A 15,605-nucleotide genomic window follows, 5' to 3' on the forward strand; every position below is an offset into this window, starting at 1 on the left:
CGGAGGAAGCGGCCGTGGCCGGGACGGCGCGCGGAGAGCGAGGTGACCATGGATGGCATCGAGAACTTGCGTGCCGTAGAAGCCCGAGGGTGGATGCGAGTCACCGCCCTGGTCGTCGCCGTGCTCTGCACCGCGGTCGTCACCCTGGCGGCCACGGCCCGGTCCACGGTCGTCTCGCCGGGGTTCTACCAGTCCGTGCTGGACGAGGAATCGGCCTACGACCGGGTCTACGACCAGGTCCTGGTCGACCCCGAGACGGCTGCCGTCACGCGCGGCCTCCTGGCCCGGCTGCCGGTGCCCGAAGCCGTGATCACCTCCAACCTCAAGCTGGTGCTGCCGCCGGAGACGGTCCGGGAACTCACCGACACGCAGATCGACGCCGTGGTCGGCTACCTCAACGGCGACCGGGACAGCCTCGCCCTGAAAGTCGACCCGCGACCCGTGCCGGCCAACCTCGACGACTTGGCGCACACCTACTTCGGCGACCTCGTCTCCTCCGTGCAGCGGAAGGCGGAGCCGGACTTCGCGGCGTTCTCGACCGACCTCAACGCCGCCCTCAAGGCGCTCGTCGCCGGCCACGCGCCTCGGCGCTTCCCGCACTGCCGCTTTCCGAGCAGCAGGCCGTCGTCGCGACCGACCGGGTCCTGGACGCCGTACCCGAGAAGCAACGGGAGGCGTTGCGCCCCGATGTCGAGGTGGCCCTGGCGGCCGGAGATGTCGCCACCGCGCTGGCCACCGTGGCCCCCGCCCTGGTGTCCCAGCAGACAACAGGACGCGGCGGCCCGGCTGCGCACGGCCGCCGGAGGCTAGCTGGAACGTCACGCGCACGCTGGATGCCTCAGGGGACGATCCATCACCAACAGCGGCGGCAGCCGCCTGGACACCGGTGAGGTCAACGCCCGCCGATACGTACTGGACCGCGTCCACCGCTGCGAGCGCGAACGCGGCCGTCCGGTCAACTTCGTCGCGGTCGACCACGCGACGATCGGGGACGCCCGCGCGGCGGTGGACAAGCTCAACGCCGAGCGCTGAACACGCCGTACGGCATCATCCGCTCTTGCGGCCGACTCCCGCGTACACCCAGTACTCCGAGGGGTTCTCCGGGATGTCGTCGCCCGCGTCCGGGCGCCACAAGGGGACGTACACCAGACCCGGTTCGGCGAGGTCGAAGCCGGTGAAGAGGTTCCGGATCTCGTCGTGGGAGCGGGTGGTGACCGGTGAGGTGGCCCGGGAGCGGTACAGCTGGGTGACGGCGGCGGCCGTGTCGGGGCGGTCCTCGTTGGTGGCGTGGGAGAGGGCAAGCCAGCTGCCGTCGGGCAGGGCCTCACGGTAGGCGGCCACGATGCCGGCCGGGTTCTCCTCCGGCGCGACGAAGTGCAGGATGGCGACCATGAGGACGGCGACCGGCTCGTCGAAGTCGATGAGCTTGCGCACCTGCGGCGAGGACAGCACGTCGGCCGGCCGTCGGATGTCGGCGTCGACGATGTCCGCGTACGGGTTGTCGGCGAGCAGGGTGGTGCTGTGGGCGACGGCCACCGGGTCCTTGTCGACGTAGATCACGCGGGCCTCCGGGCTCGCCGCCTGGGCCACCTCGTGGACGTTGCCCTGCGTCGGGATCCCCGAGCCGAGGTCGATGAACTGCCGGACGCCGTTCTCGACCAGGAAGCGCACCGCCCGTCCGAGGAACGCGCGGTTGGCCCTGGCCAGCGTGCGCACCTGGGGGTCGATGGCGGTGACGGCCGCGACCGCCTCCCGGTCGATCGCGAAGTTGTGCTCCCCACCCAGCATCGCGTCGTACATCCGGGCTACGCTCGCCTTGTCCGGATCGGCCCCTGGCGGCAGAGCATCCGTGTCGGTCACAAGAACGTCCCTTCCCACCACGGTACTTGACGCCTCATCATATAGTTGCCTCTCTGCGCTCGGCGGTCAGTTGCCCCGCCGGGTGCCCGGACCCCCACCCGGAAAGGCCCCACGACCCTGCGCAACGAACCGCACAGCCGCTCCGCCGACACCCCCACCGCCCCGCCCGCGCCCCGTCGTTCGGCCTTCTCCCCCGCGGCGGACGTCATCGGCTCGGAGCTCGACCTGGGGCTGACCGGCAGCCACGTCGTGCACGCGCTGACGCCCGGCTTCTGCGACGCGGCCTCCCTGTATCTGCTGGAGCGGTGGCGGCGCGAGGAGACGACCTACGCCGGAGCGGACCCCGCACAGATCGAGGCGCGCCGGCTGGCGCTGCGCGTGGGTACGGACGCGCCGGAGTCCTGGGCGGGCGTCCTGCCGGTCGGCGAAGTGGTCGTCTTCCCCCGCGAGACCCCGTACGCCCGCGCGCTGGTCGACGGGCACGCGCAGCTGCACGACTCGGTGGACGACCACACGGCGGAACGGCTGGCCGCCACCGCGAGCGAGGACGCGCGGGTCGACGAACTCCTCAAGGCACGGTCCTTCCTCGTCGTCCCGCTGCGCCTGCGGGGCGGGGCGATCGGCTTCGTCGCCTGCTCGCGCGGAGCGGACCGGGGGCCGTTCCTGACCGCGGAGGTCGCGGCCGTGGAGTCGCTGGCCGCGCGGGCCGCGGTCGCCCTGGACAACGCGCGCCGCTACGAGCACGAGCGCCGCACCGCCCTGGCCATCCGCAACAGCCTGCTGCCCGGCGCGATCCAGGAGGTCGAGGGCTGCCGCATCGCCCATGGATCGCTCCCGGCCGGACAGGGCACGATCATCGGCGGCGACTGGTTCGACGTACTGCGCCGACCGGGCGACCGGGTCAGTCTCATCGTCGGGGACGCCATGGGCCACGGCCCGGAGTCCGCCGTCGCGATGATCCAACTGCGCACGGCCGTACGCACCTTGGCGGGCCTCGACATCCCGGCGGCCGATCTCATACGACGGCTCGACGCGCTCGCCAGTGACACGCCGGGCGCGTCCTTCGCCACCTGCATCTACGCCGAATGGGACGCCCGGCGCCACACCTGCACCCTCGTGGGCGCCGGTCACCCGCCCCCGCTGCTGCGCGGCCCGGACGGCCGGACCGCTCCGGTCAACCTGGTCGGCGCGGGCCTGCCGCTCGGCCTCGGCGCGGGCGCGTACGAACCGACCGTGCTGAGCGTCGAGGACCCGGCGCTGCTCGTGCTCTACAGCGACGGCCTGGTCGAGTCCCGGGACGCCGACATCGACCAGGAGATCGCCCGCCTCGCCCACGCCCTGGACAAGGCCGCCACCGACCCCGCCGACGGCCAGGACTCCCTGCCCGACCTGTGCCGACGTCTGCTGCACACCCCCTCCGACCCGGCCGGCGCGGACGACCGGACACTACTGCTGGCCCAGCTCTCGCCGCTGAAGGACTAGGGCCCTGCGCGGGCGGTCGTCGGCGCCGGGCCCGGGGGGTTTCAGAGGTGCTGCTCGGTGGCCCGGGTGCGGTGGTACTCGTCCTGGCGTTCGTGGGTGATGTACGCCGGGATCGGGAAGTCCCACCAGCCGGGGACCCAGGGGCCGGCGGCGTCGAGGTCCGCGCGGACCTCGATCACAGCGGGGCCCCGGACCGGACCGCCTTGCGCAGGGCCGGCTCCAGGGACGCGGCGGCGCGGGCCGTCGGCAGGAACGGGCACGTCTTCGACGGCCGGGACGACCTCGCAGTCGCCGTCGACGCGTGGCTGTGAACCCGATGCGCGGCGCTCCCCGCCACGGCCTGCTCGGCGCCACACTCATAGGATTGCCCTATGGGTGGGATGATCGCTGCGGTCAGCAGCAACGGAACGTATTCGTTCAGCAAGCCGAACCGGGAGAGCATCACCTTGCTCGCCGGGTTCGGAGTGCAGGGGGACGTGCACGGCGGAGCGACGGTGAAACACCGTTTCCGGATGAGGAAGGACCCTTCCCAGCCCAATCTCCGGCAGGTGCACCTCATTCACGAGGAGCTGTTCGAGGAGGTGCGGCGGGCCGGGTTCGAGGTGGCGGCGGGGGAACTCGGGGAGAACGTCACCACGCGGGGGATCGACCTGCTCGGGCTGCCCCGGGGGACGCGGTTGCGGCTCGGGGAGACCGCCGTCGTCGAGGTCACCGGGCTGCGCAACCCGTGCGCGCAGATCGACGGGTTCCAAAAGGGCCTGATGAAACAGGTCGTGGGACGGGACGAGCACGGCCGGCCCGCGTTCCGGTCCGGGATCATGGGCATCGTGGTGACGGGCGGCGTGGTGCGCCCCGGGGACCCCGTGGACATCGGCCTGCCGGCCGGCCCGCACGAGGCCCTGGACATCGTCTGACGGCACCGTGCCCCACGGTGCCGCCCGGTGGCCTGGTCGACCTGGTCAGGCCGTCAGATTCGCCCATACGGCGTTTCCGCCGGTGAGTCTGGAGCGGTCCACCCCCCAGGTGTCCGCGAGTTCCTCCACGAGGAACAGTCCGCGCCCGCCCTCGTCGTCGAGGCCCGCGCTGCACCGGCGCAGCGTGGGACCCGAGTGGTCGTGGTCGTGCACCTCGAGCCGGAGCACCCCGTCGGTGACCAGGCCGACGCCGCACAGGATGCGGGCGCTGAAGGTGTGGCACACGGCGTTGGTGGCCAGTTCGGACAGGAGCAGGACCGCATCGGCGCACAGGTCGCCCGGCAGGTTCCACGCCTTGAGACGGGTGCCGATGGAGCGACGGGCGACCCCGACGCTGGAGCGGTGCGCGGGGAGTTCGATCCAGTGGGTCCGCTCCTGGTCCACGGCGTCTAACAGCTGAGGGTACGAAGTCGTGCTGGGGGACACGGTGTTGGCCTTCCGTGGGGGGCGGCGGCGCGGCCGGTTGAGACACATCGGGGGGCTGGGGTGATGCCAACGCGCGGGAGGGTAGGGACGGTTGGCGGCACCGTGCGCGCGTTCGGCGGCCCGGTTCACACAAGTCACTATGCTCGCACCCAAGTTCAACCTGCAACCAGCTCCCTGATAATTTCAGAAAGCCGGGATCCGTCTGGTGACGTCACCAAGTCGCTGTCAGACTCGTGCCGGTGACAGCCCCTCAGGAGGTCGGGACGTGAGCGAAGGCCGTACGGGCACCGGTGGCACCAGTGCTCCCACCGTGCTGCGCATGATCCTGGGCCGGCGTCTGCAGGAGCGGCGGCAGGGTGCGGGGAAGTCGCTGGACGACGCGGCCAGGGCGCTCAGGGTGACCTCGCTCACCATCCGCCGTCTGGAGAAGGCGGAGGTCGCCCTCAAGCCGCTCTACGTGGAGAAGCTGCTGGAGACCTACGGGGCCGACCGGCAGGAGATCGACGAGTTCGTCGCCCTCGCCGAGCGGGCCAACGAGCCCGGCTGGTGGCACACGTACCGGGACGTCCTGCCGAACTGGTTCAGCGCCTACGTCAGCCTGGAGGCCGGGGCCCGGACCCTGCGCACCTACGAACCCCACTACGTGACAGGGCTGCTGCAGACCCACGCGTACGCGCGCGGAGTCCTGCGCGGCGGCTTCCCGGGCGAGGCCGAAGACGACCTCGGGCGGCGGGTGGACCTGCGGCTGCGCCGCCAGAGCCTGCTGGAGAGACCCGGCGCGCCCACGCTGTGGGTGGTGATGGAAGAGGCCGTACTGCACCGGGTGGTCGGCGGCCCCGAGGTCATGCGGGAGCAGATCGAACGGCTCCTGGAGGTCTCGGAGCTGGAGCACGTCAGCGTCGACGTCGTGCCGTTCACCGCCGGCGCCCACATGGGCGCGTGCGCCCCGTTCACCTACTTCCGCTTCGAGGAGCGGGAGTTGCCGGACATCGTCTACACCGAGGTCCTCTCCGGCGCGATGTACCTGGACCAGCGCTCCGACGTGTCGGCCCATCTGGAGGCGCACAACCGCATGTCCCTGCTGACCTCGGACGCGGACAGCAAGGCACTCCTGAACCGGATGCGCAAGGAGTACTCATGACCAGCACCGACTGTCACGTCTACAACGGGATGCCGGCCACCGAACTCGGCGAGCAGGGCTGGGAGTCCCCGTGGAGCGGACCCAACGGCGGCCAGTGCGTGCAGACCAAGCTCCTGGCCGACGGCCGGGTGGCGCTGCGGCAGTCGACCGATCCGGCCGGGCCCGCGCTGATCTACACCCCGCAGGAGATCGCCGCGTTCGTCGCCGGCGTCAAGCGGGGCCTCGCCGACCATCTCACGGCCGGCTGAACCACGACCCGAGCCGGACCTGCCCCGGCAGCGACCTGCCCGACACCCCCCACGCACACCACCTGAAAGGGACAGGATGAGCAACTCCCACGCCGCGCGGGAGATCGACACCAGCCGGCCCCACTCCGCCCGGATGTACGACTACTACCTCGGCGGCAAGGACCACTTCGACGTCGACACGCAGGCGGCCGAGACCGTCGCGGCCACCTACCCCGGCATCTTCACGTGCGCCCGCGAGATCCGCTCCTTCATGCACCGGGCCACCCGTGTCCTCGCGCAGGAGTACGGCGTCCGCCAGTGGCTGGACATCGGCACCGGCATCCCCACCGAGCCGAACCTGCACCAGGTCGCACAGTCCGTGGCGCCAGAGGCCCGTGTGGTGTACGCCGACAACGACCCGCTGGTCCTCAAGTACGCCGAGCGCCTGATGCGCAACACGCCCGAGGGGCGCACGGCGTACGTCCAGGGCGACTTCACCGACCCCGAGGCGATCCTGCACTCCCCCGAGCTGGCCAGGACCCTGGACCTGAACCGGCCGGTGGCCCTGTCCCTCAACGCCATCCTGCACTTCGTCCCGGACGACTGGGACCCGTACGGCATCGTCTCCCGGCTCCTGGACGCCCTGCCCTCGGGCAGCGCGCTGGCCGTGAGCCACTGCACGGGCGACTTCGCCCCGGAGCTCTGGGAGAAGCTCGTCGGCATCTACGCCGCCGCGGGCACCCGGGCCCAGGTCCGCAGCCAGGCGGAGGTGGCCCGTTTCTTCGAGGGCCTCGACCTCCTCGACCCGGGCATCTCCCTGACCCACCGCTGGCGCCCGGACGACCCGCAGGGCCCGGACCCGGAGCTCACGGACGCGGAGGTCAGCGCGTGGGCCGGGGTGGGCATCAAGCCGTGACCGGCGGCCGCCTGCCGAACCGGTCGAGACCCGTCGCAGACAGGCCATGACAAGATCCACCGTCATGAGCATCGAACAACGCGACCGCCCCGTCGCCCTGGTCACCGGTTCCACGTCGGGGATCGGCGAGGCGGTCGTACGGCGGCTGGCGGCCGACGGGACGCGGGTCGTCGTGCACTCGCGGCGCAGTGCGGAGCCCGGCCGGGCGCTGGCGGCGGAGCTCGGCGGGGTGTACGTGCAGGCCGATCTGGGGGTGGAGGAGGAGGCCCGCGGACTGGTCGAGACGGCACTCGCCCACTTCGGACGGCTGGACGTCCTGGTGAACAACGCGGGCATCAGCCGGCCGATCCCGCATGCCGACCTCGCGGCGGCGACTCCGGCGGACTGGCGGCAGCTGCTGGAGGTCAACCTCATCGCGCCCTGGGTGCTGTGCACGTCGGCTCTTCCGGCGCTACGGCGGTCCCCCGGGGGCGGCAACATCGTGAACATCACCAGCCATGCCGGGGTTCGGCCGAAGGGTTCCTCGGTGCCGTACGCGGCGAGCAAGGCCGCGCTGAACCATGTGACCCGGCTGCTGGCGGCCGCACTCGGCCCCGAGGTGCGGGTGAACGCGGTGGCACCGGGCCTGGTGGACACCCCGATGACGAAGGACTGGGTCCAGGCCCACGAACTCTGGCGGGACCGCGCGCCGATGCACCGCCCGGCCCAACCCTCCGACGTGGCCGACCTGGTGGCCTCGGTGATCGGCAACGGCTATCTGACCGGCGAGGTGATCGTGCTCGACGGCGGGCTCAACCTCACCTGAGGAACTCCGCCACACCCTCACCTCACCCCGTCACGTCCGTCAACATCCGCCACCCCGGCGCGTAGTTCCCGTGCAGCACCAGCGACGCCGCCCCGACCGCGCCCACCGTCTCTCCGATCACGCTCTGTTCGACGGCGACCGTCCGGATCGTACGGGCGACGGAGGTGCGGTTGACGGCGGCCTCGACCTCCTCGCGGATGATCGGCTCGATGCCGCGCAGTGCCTCGCCGCCGAGGACGACCCGGCTGACGTCGAGAAGGCTGGCCGCGCCCCGGGCGGCTTCGCCGATACGGCGTGCGGCTCGTCGTACGACGTCACAGGCGTCGGCGTCACCCGCGCGGGCTGCTCGGCGCAGGGCTTTCCAGTCGTCGTGCACGGACTCGGGGGTGCCGGTGAGGTTGATGCGGTCGGCGGCGGTCCGGCCGTGCAGTCGTAGCAGGTCGTCGATGATCGCGGCCGGGCTGACGTAGGGGCCGAGGCAGTCCATGGCCCCGCAGTGGCAGACGCGGTCGCCGGGTTCCACCGCCATGTGGCCGAACTCCCCCGCATTGCCCGAATCGCCGTGCAGGACGGTGTTGTTGAGGACGATTCCCGCGCCGACGCCCGTGCCGAGGTAGATGAACAGGAAGCTGCCCGCCCGGGCCGCGCCGCCGATCCAGCGCTCGCCGATCGCCGCCGCGGTGGCGTCGTTGTCGAGGGCGACGGGCAGACCGGTGGCCTCGGCGAACATGTCGGCCAGGGGGACGCGGCCCCAGCCGGGGAAGTTCGGCGGGGAGACCACGGCGCCGGTGGTGCCGTCGAGCGGGCCGGGCGCGGCGATGCCGAGGCCGAGCAGGCGGGCACGGTCCACGGCGCTGCGGTCGAGGAGCCGCCCGGTGGTCCGCGCGATCCGCTCCACGACGTCGGCCGGGTCCCCGGGGTCGGTGAGCCGGAGGCGACGGCTGCCGATCACCTCTCCGGCCAGGTCGACGACCACGATCACCGCGGCGTCGGGGTCGAGGTGGACGCCGACCGCGCAGGCCCCGTCGGCCCGGAGGGTCAGCAGGGTGCGCCGCTTGCCGCCGCTGGAGGGGGCCTGGCCGGATTCCGCCACCAGGCCGGCGTCGAGGAGCTTGCGGACGACGTTGGAGACGGTCTGGTTGGTCAGCCCGGTGAGGGTGGCCAGCTCGACCCGGCTCACCTGTCCCGTGGTACGGATGGCATCCAGGACGACGGCCTGGTTGTAGCCGCCGACCCGTGGCAGATTCGTCCCGCTGAGCATCGTCACGGGGCGAAAGTTTACATACTCGAAGCATTGACTTCATCCATCAAATGGATTTAGCTGACGCCCACAAAATCCGGCCATTGGCCAGTCAGCGCAGGGTGGCGCCGAGTGTAGGGCGCCGTCGGGGCTGGCCTCCCGGCCCAAGAAAACTCGCGGCTTTCCCTCAGGTTTCGCGTTCCGGAGGAACCACTGTGCGCTCGAGAATCGTCACCGCCGCGGCCTTCACCGCCGCCACCGCCCTGGCCGTCACCGGCTGCGGTTCGGGCTCGTCAGGCAGCTCGGCCAAGTCCATCAAGGTCGTCTACTGGCAGAACCTGGACAGCACGAACAAGCTCCAGGCCACCTTCCTCGCCTCGATGGTGAAGGAGTTCACCAAGGCCAACCCGGGCACCAAGGTGACCCTCGTCCCGGTCGTCGCCTCCGAGAACGACTACTACACCAAGCTCCAGCTGATGATGCGCTCCCCCGCGACCGCGCCCGACCTGGTCTACGAGGACACCGCGCTCATCAACTCCGACATCGCGGGCGGCTATCTCAAGCCGCTGGACGCCTACACCGCGAAGTGGGCCGACTGGTCGCAGTACGCCAAGGCCGCGAAGGGCGCGGTGACCGGCGCGTCCGACGGCAAGGGCTACGCCGTGCCGGACGACACCGACACCCGCGGTATCTGGTACAACAAGCAGCTCCTCCAGAAGGCCGGAATCCCGGTGCCCTGGCAGCCGAAGACCTGGGCCGACGTGATCGCGGCCGCCAAGAAGATCAAGGCGAAGCTGCCCGACGTCACCCCGCTCAACCTGTACACCGGGCAGGCGGGCGGCGAGGCGTCCTCCATGCAGGGCTTCGAGATGCTCCTGTACGGCACCCCGGCCGGTGACAAGTCGCTCTATGACGCCTCGCAGAAGAAGTGGGTCGTGGGCAGCCAGGGCTTCAAGGACGCGCTGGACTTCGTCCACACCATCTACAGCGAGGGTCTCGGCCCGGCCAAGGAGCAGGCGCTCGGCGCCAACTTCGGGACCACCGTGGGTACCGAGCTCATCCCCGAGGGCAAGCTGGCGATCGACATCGACGGCTCCTGGATGCCCAACAACTGGAGCTCGGCCGCGGCCAAGCCGTGGCCCGAGTGGCAGTCGGTGATCGGCACGGCGGCGATGCCGACGCAGAACGGCCAGGCGCCGGGCCGAACGAGCATGTCGGGCGGGTGGGCCTGGTCGATCCCGGCGAAGGCCAAGAACCCAGACCTGGCCTGGAAGTTCCTGTCGACCACGCTCCAGACGAAGACCAACGCGGCGAAGTGGAACGCCACCAACGCCAACATCGCGGTGCGCACGGACGTCGCCTCGGACCCGACGTATCTGGCGTCCGTCCCGACGAACAAGTTCTTCACCGAGCTGGTCGCCGACACCCACTACCGGCCCGGGCTGCCCGCCTACAACCAGGTCTCGACCGCGATCCAGAAGGCGATGGAGTCCGTGACGACCGGTCAGGCCTCCGTCGACAAGGCCGCCTCGACCTTCGATAACGATGTCAAGGCGGCAGTGGGCGACGACAAGACCGTGGAGGGCACTTCGTGACCGCTCTCGCCCCGGCGCCTCACGGGACCGGCGGTCACCCCCGCCGGTCCCGCGGGGCGCCGGCCCCCGCAGTACGCACCCTGCTGCGCGGCCTGCCGACGGTCCCGGCCGTCATCCTGCTGGCGGTGTTCCTCGCCGGTCCGATCGCGTACTGCGTGTACTACGCGTTCACCAATATGCAGCTCACCGGGGCCTCCGGCACCAGCTTCGTGGGCGTCGACAACTTCACCAGGGCCCTGAAGGACACCGACTTCCTCAACGCCGTATGGCTGACCCTGGTGTTCGTGGTCGGCTCCGCGGTGGTCGGCCAGAACACCCTCGGGCTCGCGCTGGCCGTCCTGGTACAGAAGGCCACCCAGCCGGTGCGGGCCCTGGTCAACGGTGTGGTCATCGCCGCTTGGGTGCTGCCCGAGGTGGTCGCCGGCTATCTGATGTACGCGTTCTTCTACAACCAGGGCTCCCTCAACTCCCTGCTGGACGCGCTGCATCTGCCGGACCAGAACTGGCTGTACACGATGCCCATCCTCGCGGTGTGCCTGGCCAACGTGTGGCGCGGCACCGCGTTCTCGCTGATGGTCTTCACCGCGGCGATCAACGACGTGCCGCAGGAGCTGGTGGAGGCCGCCGAGATGGACGGCGCGGGTCCCTGGCAGCGGCTGTGGCGGGTCGTCCTGCCGGTCATCAGGCCGTCGATCCTCACCAACCTGATGCTGATCACCCTCCAGACGCTCTCCGTCTTCGGGCTGATCTACACGATGACCCGCGGCGGCCCCGGCAACAAGAGCGAGACCCTGCCGATCTTCATGTACCAACAGGCCTTCCAGAACAGTCTGATCGGCTACGGCACCGCCATCGCGCTCGTCCTGCTGGTCGTCGGCGCCCTGTTCTCCGTCGTGTACATCCGGCTGCTGAAACTGGAGGACGACTGATGGCCGCCGTCGCCACGACTCCCCCCGAGACCGTCACCAAGGCCCCTGTGGTGTCCGGTCGTCCGCGCGGGCCCCGCCTCCGCCCGGGGCGGATCACGATCAACCTCGTGCTGCTCGCCGTGTCGGTGCTGTACGTCCTGCCGCTGCTGTGGATGGTGCTCGCCTCGGTGAGCGACACCAACTCCTTCCGCCTTCAGTGGCCTTCGTCGCTGACGCTGGACAACTTCGACGCGGTCCTCAACGTCGACACCACCTACCGGCCGATGCTCAACAGCCTGCTGCTGTGCGGCTTCGGGACGGCGGTGACCGTGGTGGCGTCGGTGCTCGCCGCCTATCCGCTCTCGCGCTACCGGTCCCGGGTGCGGCGGCCGTTCCTGTACACGATCCTGTTCTCCACCGGGCTGCCCATCACCGCCGTGATGATCCCCGTGTACAGCATGTTCGTGCAGGTCAACCTGATCGACTCGATGCCCGGTACGACCCTGTTCCTGGCCGCGTCCGCGCTGCCGTTCGGGATCTGGCTGATGAAGAACTTCATGGACGGCGTCCCGATCGTCCTGGAGGAGGCCGCCCGCATCGACGGCGCGAACACCATGCAGGTGCTGTGGCGGGTGGTGCTGCCGCTGATGCGTCCCGGGGTCGTCGTGGTCACCATCTTCACGTTCATCGGCATGTGGGGGAACTTCTTCGTCCCCTTCATCCTCCTGCTGTCCCCGGAGAAACTCCCGGCGTCCGTCAGCGTGTTCACCTTCCTCAGCGCCCATGACCAGACGCAGTACGGGCAGTTGTCGGCGTTCTCCCTGATCTACTCCCTGCCCGTCGTGATGCTCTACCTGCTGCTGGCCCGCAAGCTGGGCGGCGGCTTCGCGCTCGGCGGGGCACTCAAGGGCTGACCTCCCCCACCTGTACGGAGCTTTGATGCACAACGATCGTGACGTCACCGAACAGCGGCTCGCCCGGGTACTGGGCGAGCGCATACGGCCCGCCGTCCACGCCCGAGCCGTCCCCTTGAACGTGGAGATCTGGAGCGCGGCCGGCGAGCCGGTCCCGGTCCGCGAGGGCCTGGCCGCCCCCTACCGTCCGACGCGGGTCGGCGAGTGGTGGGGGCCTGCCTGGTCCACGAGCTGGTTCAAGGTCAGCGGGACGATTCCCGCGGAGTGGGCCGGGGAGCGTGTCGAGGCCATCCTCGATCTGGGGTTCGCGACGCACTCCGCCGGCTTCTCCGCGGAGGGGCTCGTGTACCGGGCCGACGGCACCGCCGTGAAGGCGCTCAACCCGCGCAACACCTGGCTGCCGGTGGCCGAACGGGCGGTGGGCGGCGAGGAGTTCGTCGCCTACGTCGAGGCCGCCGCCAACCCGGTCGTCATGCACACCGCGCCCGGCGAACTCACCTTCGGGCCCACCTCGGTGGGCGGACGGGCACCCTGGCTGGGCGACCCGGCGGCCGATCCGGGCGAGCCCCTCTACCGTCTGCGGCGCCTGGATCTCGCCGTGTTCGACCGGGACGTCCATGAACTCGTCCAGGATCTGGAGGTGTTGCAGCAGCTCATGCCGGAGCTGTCCCCCGACTCCCCGCGCCGCTGGCAGATCCTGCGCGCAGTCGAACTCGCCCTGGACGCCGTGGACCTCCAGGACATCAGCGGCACGGCGGCCGCCGCCCGGGCCGCGCTCACCCCCGTCCTCGCCGCACCGGCACACGCGAGCGCGCACCGCATCTCGGCGGTCGGCCACGCGCACATCGACACGGCCTGGCTGTGGCCGTTGCGCGAGACCGTGCGCAAGGTGGCCCGGACCGTCTCCAATGTCACCCACCTCATGGACGACCACCCGGAGTTCAGGTTCGTGATGTCCCAGGCGCAGCAACTCGCCTGGCTGAAGGAGCACCGGCCCGAGGTCTACGCGCGGGCGCAGGAGAAGGCGAAGACCGGGCAGTTCCTGCCGACCGGCAGCCTGTGGGTGGAGCCGGACACCAACATCAGCGGCGGCGAGGCCCTGGTGCGGCAGTTCGTGCACGGGAAGCGGTTCTTCCTGGAGGAGTTCGGCGTCGAGACCGAGGAGATGTGGCTGCCGGACACCTTCGGCTACAACGCGGCCCTGCCGCAGCTGATGAAGCTGGCCGGGGTGAAGTGGTTCCTGACCCAGAAGATCTCCTGGAACACCACCAACAAGTTCCCGCACCACACCTTCTGGTGGGAGGGCATCGACGGCACCCGGATCTTCAGCCACTTCCCGCCCGTCGACAGCTACAACGGCGAGCTGTCCGGCGCCGAAGTCGCCCACAGCGTAAGGAACTTCCAGGACAAGGCGGGAGCCAACCACTCGCTGATCCCCTTCGGCTACGGCGACGGCGGTGGCGGCCCCACCCGCGAGATGCTGGCGCGCGCCGAACGCCTGCGGGACCTGGAGGGGTCGGCGCGGGTGGAGCTGGAGGGTCCGGTGGACTTCTTCCGGCGCGCGCACGACGAGTACGAGGCGAACGGCGGCGCGCCCGTGTGGTCCGGGGAGCTCTACCTGGAGTTCCACCGCGGCACGCTCACCAGCCAGCTCGCCACCAAGCAGGGCAACCGGCGCAGCGAACACCTGTTGCGCGAGGCGGAGTTGTGGGCGGCGACCGCGGCCGTACGGCACGGGCATCCGTACCCGTACGACGCGCTGGACCGGCTGTGGAAGACGGTGCTGCTGCACCAGTTCCACGACATCCTGCCCGGGACGTCGATCGCATGGGTGCACCGGGAGGCGGAGGAGACGTACGCGGCCGTGGCACAGGAGCTGGAGGAGCTGATCGGCGCGGCCCAGGGAGCGCTGGCCGGGGAGCCGGACGGCACGGTGGTCTTCAACTCCGCGCCGCACGAGCGGGGCGGAGTCGCCGCGTTCGGCGCGGGCCCGCGTTCCGAGACCGTCGGCGCCCCCACGCGACCGGTGCCGGACGGGGACGGGTTCGTCCTCGACAACGGGCTGGTCCGGATCGTGGTGGACGCGCGCGGTCTGATCACCTCCGCCTACGACCACACGGCCGCCCGGGAGGCCCTGGCTCCCGGCACGGTCGGCAACCTGCTCCAGCTGCACCAGGACTTCCCCAACCAGTGGGACGCCTGGGACGTCGACGTCTTCTACCGCAACACGGTCCGCGACCTCACCGAAGCCGAGTCCGTCACGGCGACCGGAGACGGCATCCACGTGGTCCGCGCATTCGGCGCCTCGCGGATCGAGCAGACCCTGGCCCTGCCGGCCGGTGCCCGCGGGCCGGTGATCGACACCGTCGTCGACTGGCACGAACGGGAGAAGTTCCTCAAGGCGGCCTTCCCGCTGGACGTACGGGCCGCCCACTCGACCGCCGAGATCCCCTTCGGACACGTCGAGCGGCCCACGCACACCAACACCAGCTGGGACGCCGCCAAGTTCGAGACATGCGCCCACCGCTTCCTGCACATCGGCGAACCGGACTGGGGAGCCGCCCTGGTCAACGACTCCTCCTACGGCCACGACGTCACCCGGGACATCCGCCCCGACGGCGGTACGACCACCACGGTCCGCCTCTCCCTGCTGCGCGCCGCCCGCTTCCCCGACCCGGACCAGGACCAGGGCACCCACCGGCTCGGCTACGCCCTGGTGATCGGCGCCGACGTCACCGACGCCAGGCGTGAGGGGTACCGCTTCAACCTGCCCGAGCGGACGGTGCCGGGCAGTGCGACGGTCGCCCCGCTGGTCTCGGTCGACCACGAGGGTGTGGTCGTCGAGGCGGTCAAGCTCGCCGACGACCGCAGCGGGGACGTGATCGTGCGGCTCTACGAGTCCCGGGGCACCCGTGCGGCGGCCACACTAAGCGCCGGGTTCCCGCTGGCCTCGGCCGTCGTGACCGACCTGCTGGAGCGACCGCTGGACGACCCGTCGAGCCACGAACGGTGCGAGACGGGCGTGCGGTTGAGGCTGCGGCCCTTCCAGATCCTCACGCTGCGATTGGAGCCCAAGGCGACTCCGGCGTAAGGGACTTCGCCGCCTGGCCGACCGCG

The 15,605-nt window shown here is 70.8% G+C and carries 15 protein-coding genes; 11 read left to right on the plus strand and 4 right to left on the minus strand.

The annotated features are described in order from the left end of the window. The first annotated feature begins 93 nt into the window (after positions 1 to 93). On the plus strand, positions 94 to 810 hold the full coding sequence (locus tag AB0D34_RS28295; RefSeq protein ID WP_362666143.1) for a hypothetical protein: 717 nt from the start codon (positions 94 to 96) through the stop codon (positions 808 to 810). 237 nt (positions 811 to 1,047) lie between these two features. Here AB0D34_RS28295 and AB0D34_RS28300 read toward each other — a convergent pair whose 3' ends face one another. Then, positions 1,048 to 1,860, minus strand: a complete 813-nt coding sequence (locus AB0D34_RS28300; protein ID WP_362666145.1) for an SAM-dependent methyltransferase — start codon at positions 1,858 to 1,860, stop codon at positions 1,048 to 1,050. 45 nt (positions 1,861 to 1,905) lie between these two features. On the opposite strand from AB0D34_RS28300, the gene AB0D34_RS28305 reads away from it, so the two are divergent. Beyond that, positions 1,906 to 3,342, plus strand: a complete 1,437-nt coding sequence (locus AB0D34_RS28305; RefSeq protein WP_362666148.1) for a GAF domain-containing SpoIIE family protein phosphatase — start codon at positions 1,906 to 1,908, stop codon at positions 3,340 to 3,342. Positions 3,343 to 3,383: 41 nt separating this feature from the next. On the opposite strand, the gene AB0D34_RS28310 is transcribed toward AB0D34_RS28305, so the two are convergent. Next, complete coding sequence (locus tag AB0D34_RS28310; protein WP_362666150.1) at positions 3,384 to 3,521, minus strand: hypothetical protein; 138 nt, start codon at positions 3,519 to 3,521, stop codon at positions 3,384 to 3,386. A 192-nt stretch (positions 3,522 to 3,713) separates the two neighbouring features. Here AB0D34_RS28310 and AB0D34_RS28315 point away from each other — a divergent pair, with 192 nt between their 5' ends. Next, the gene (locus tag AB0D34_RS28315; protein WP_362666153.1) at positions 3,714 to 4,256 is read left to right on the plus strand and encodes an MOSC domain-containing protein; all 543 of its coding nucleotides are present in this window, start codon (positions 3,714 to 3,716) and stop codon (positions 4,254 to 4,256) included. 45 nt (positions 4,257 to 4,301) lie between these two features. Here the strand turns inward: AB0D34_RS28315 and AB0D34_RS28320 are convergent, their stop codons facing one another. Beyond that, positions 4,302 to 4,700: an ATP-binding protein gene (locus tag AB0D34_RS28320; protein WP_362666156.1), complete on the minus strand. Its 399-nt coding sequence runs from the start codon at positions 4,698 to 4,700 to the stop codon at positions 4,302 to 4,304. A gap of 307 nt (positions 4,701 to 5,007) precedes the next feature. Between AB0D34_RS28320 and AB0D34_RS28325 the strand changes: the two genes are divergently transcribed. The 4 genes from AB0D34_RS28325 (at position 5,008) to AB0D34_RS28340 (ending at position 7,831) form a co-directional block, all read left to right on the plus strand. Beyond that, on the plus strand, positions 5,008 to 5,883 hold the full coding sequence (locus tag AB0D34_RS28325; RefSeq protein WP_362666158.1) for a helix-turn-helix transcriptional regulator: 876 nt from the start codon (positions 5,008 to 5,010) through the stop codon (positions 5,881 to 5,883). Further along, positions 5,880 to 6,131 (plus strand): DUF397 domain-containing protein, encoded by a 252-nt coding sequence (locus AB0D34_RS28330; RefSeq protein WP_037708986.1) that lies wholly within the window; start codon positions 5,880 to 5,882, stop codon positions 6,129 to 6,131. Before AB0D34_RS28325 ends, AB0D34_RS28330 begins: the two co-directional genes overlap by 4 nt. Positions 6,132 to 6,207: 76 nt before the next feature. Further along, complete coding sequence (locus AB0D34_RS28335; RefSeq protein ID WP_362666160.1) at positions 6,208 to 7,026, plus strand: SAM-dependent methyltransferase; 819 nt, start codon at positions 6,208 to 6,210, stop codon at positions 7,024 to 7,026. A gap of 64 nt (positions 7,027 to 7,090) precedes the next feature. Continuing rightward, a complete protein-coding gene (locus AB0D34_RS28340) occupies positions 7,091 to 7,831 on the plus strand; it encodes an SDR family oxidoreductase (RefSeq protein WP_362666162.1) in 741 nt (246 codons plus the stop codon). A gap of 22 nt (positions 7,832 to 7,853) precedes the next feature. Here the strand turns inward: AB0D34_RS28340 and AB0D34_RS28345 are convergent, their stop codons facing one another. Then, the gene (locus AB0D34_RS28345) at positions 7,854 to 9,092 is read right to left on the minus strand and encodes an ROK family transcriptional regulator (RefSeq protein ID WP_362666389.1); all 1,239 of its coding nucleotides are present in this window, start codon (positions 9,090 to 9,092) and stop codon (positions 7,854 to 7,856) included. Between the two features lie 194 nt (positions 9,093 to 9,286). On the opposite strand from AB0D34_RS28345, the gene AB0D34_RS28350 reads away from it, so the two are divergent. The 4 genes from AB0D34_RS28350 (at position 9,287) to AB0D34_RS28365 (ending at position 15,579) form a co-directional block, all read left to right on the plus strand. Beyond that, the gene (locus AB0D34_RS28350; RefSeq protein ID WP_362666164.1) at positions 9,287 to 10,666 is read left to right on the plus strand and encodes an extracellular solute-binding protein; all 1,380 of its coding nucleotides are present in this window, start codon (positions 9,287 to 9,289) and stop codon (positions 10,664 to 10,666) included. An 80-nt stretch (positions 10,667 to 10,746) separates the two neighbouring features. Then, positions 10,747 to 11,595: a sugar ABC transporter permease gene (locus tag AB0D34_RS28355; RefSeq protein WP_362666391.1), complete on the plus strand. Its 849-nt coding sequence runs from the start codon at positions 10,747 to 10,749 to the stop codon at positions 11,593 to 11,595. Next, positions 11,595 to 12,488, plus strand: coding sequence for a carbohydrate ABC transporter permease (locus tag AB0D34_RS28360; RefSeq protein ID WP_362666167.1), 894 nt, complete (start codon positions 11,595 to 11,597; stop codon positions 12,486 to 12,488). The genes AB0D34_RS28355 and AB0D34_RS28360 overlap by 1 nt, the downstream gene beginning before the upstream one ends. A gap of 25 nt (positions 12,489 to 12,513) precedes the next feature. After that, complete coding sequence (locus AB0D34_RS28365; protein WP_362666169.1) at positions 12,514 to 15,579, plus strand: glycoside hydrolase family 38 C-terminal domain-containing protein; 3,066 nt, start codon at positions 12,514 to 12,516, stop codon at positions 15,577 to 15,579. Positions 15,580 to 15,605: the final 26 nt, after the last annotated feature.

The organism is Streptomyces sp. NPDC048420, assembly GCF_040651535.1.
GTDB lineage: Bacteria > Actinomycetota > Actinomycetes > Streptomycetales > Streptomycetaceae > Streptomyces.

What these genes read in the sequence shown, in the direction of transcription:
- AB0D34_RS28345 (WP_362666389.1), bottom strand. Translation starts at nt 9,092, where the DNA reads ATGCTCAGCGGGACGAATCTGCCACGGGTCGGCGGCTACAACCAGGCC.
- AB0D34_RS28330 (WP_037708986.1), top strand. Translation starts at nt 5,880, where the DNA reads ATGACCAGCACCGACTGTCACGTCTACAACGGGATGCCGGCCACCGAA.
- AB0D34_RS28295 (WP_362666143.1), top strand. Translation starts at nt 94, where the DNA reads ATGCGAGTCACCGCCCTGGTCGTCGCCGTGCTCTGCACCGCGGTCGTC.
- AB0D34_RS28315 (WP_362666153.1), top strand. Translation starts at nt 3,714, where the DNA reads ATGGGTGGGATGATCGCTGCGGTCAGCAGCAACGGAACGTATTCGTTC.
- AB0D34_RS28335 (WP_362666160.1), top strand. Translation starts at nt 6,208, where the DNA reads ATGAGCAACTCCCACGCCGCGCGGGAGATCGACACCAGCCGGCCCCAC.
- AB0D34_RS28360 (WP_362666167.1), top strand. Translation starts at nt 11,595, where the DNA reads ATGGCCGCCGTCGCCACGACTCCCCCCGAGACCGTCACCAAGGCCCCT.
- AB0D34_RS28365 (WP_362666169.1), top strand. Translation starts at nt 12,514, where the DNA reads ATGCACAACGATCGTGACGTCACCGAACAGCGGCTCGCCCGGGTACTG.
- AB0D34_RS28340 (WP_362666162.1), top strand. Translation starts at nt 7,091, where the DNA reads ATGAGCATCGAACAACGCGACCGCCCCGTCGCCCTGGTCACCGGTTCC.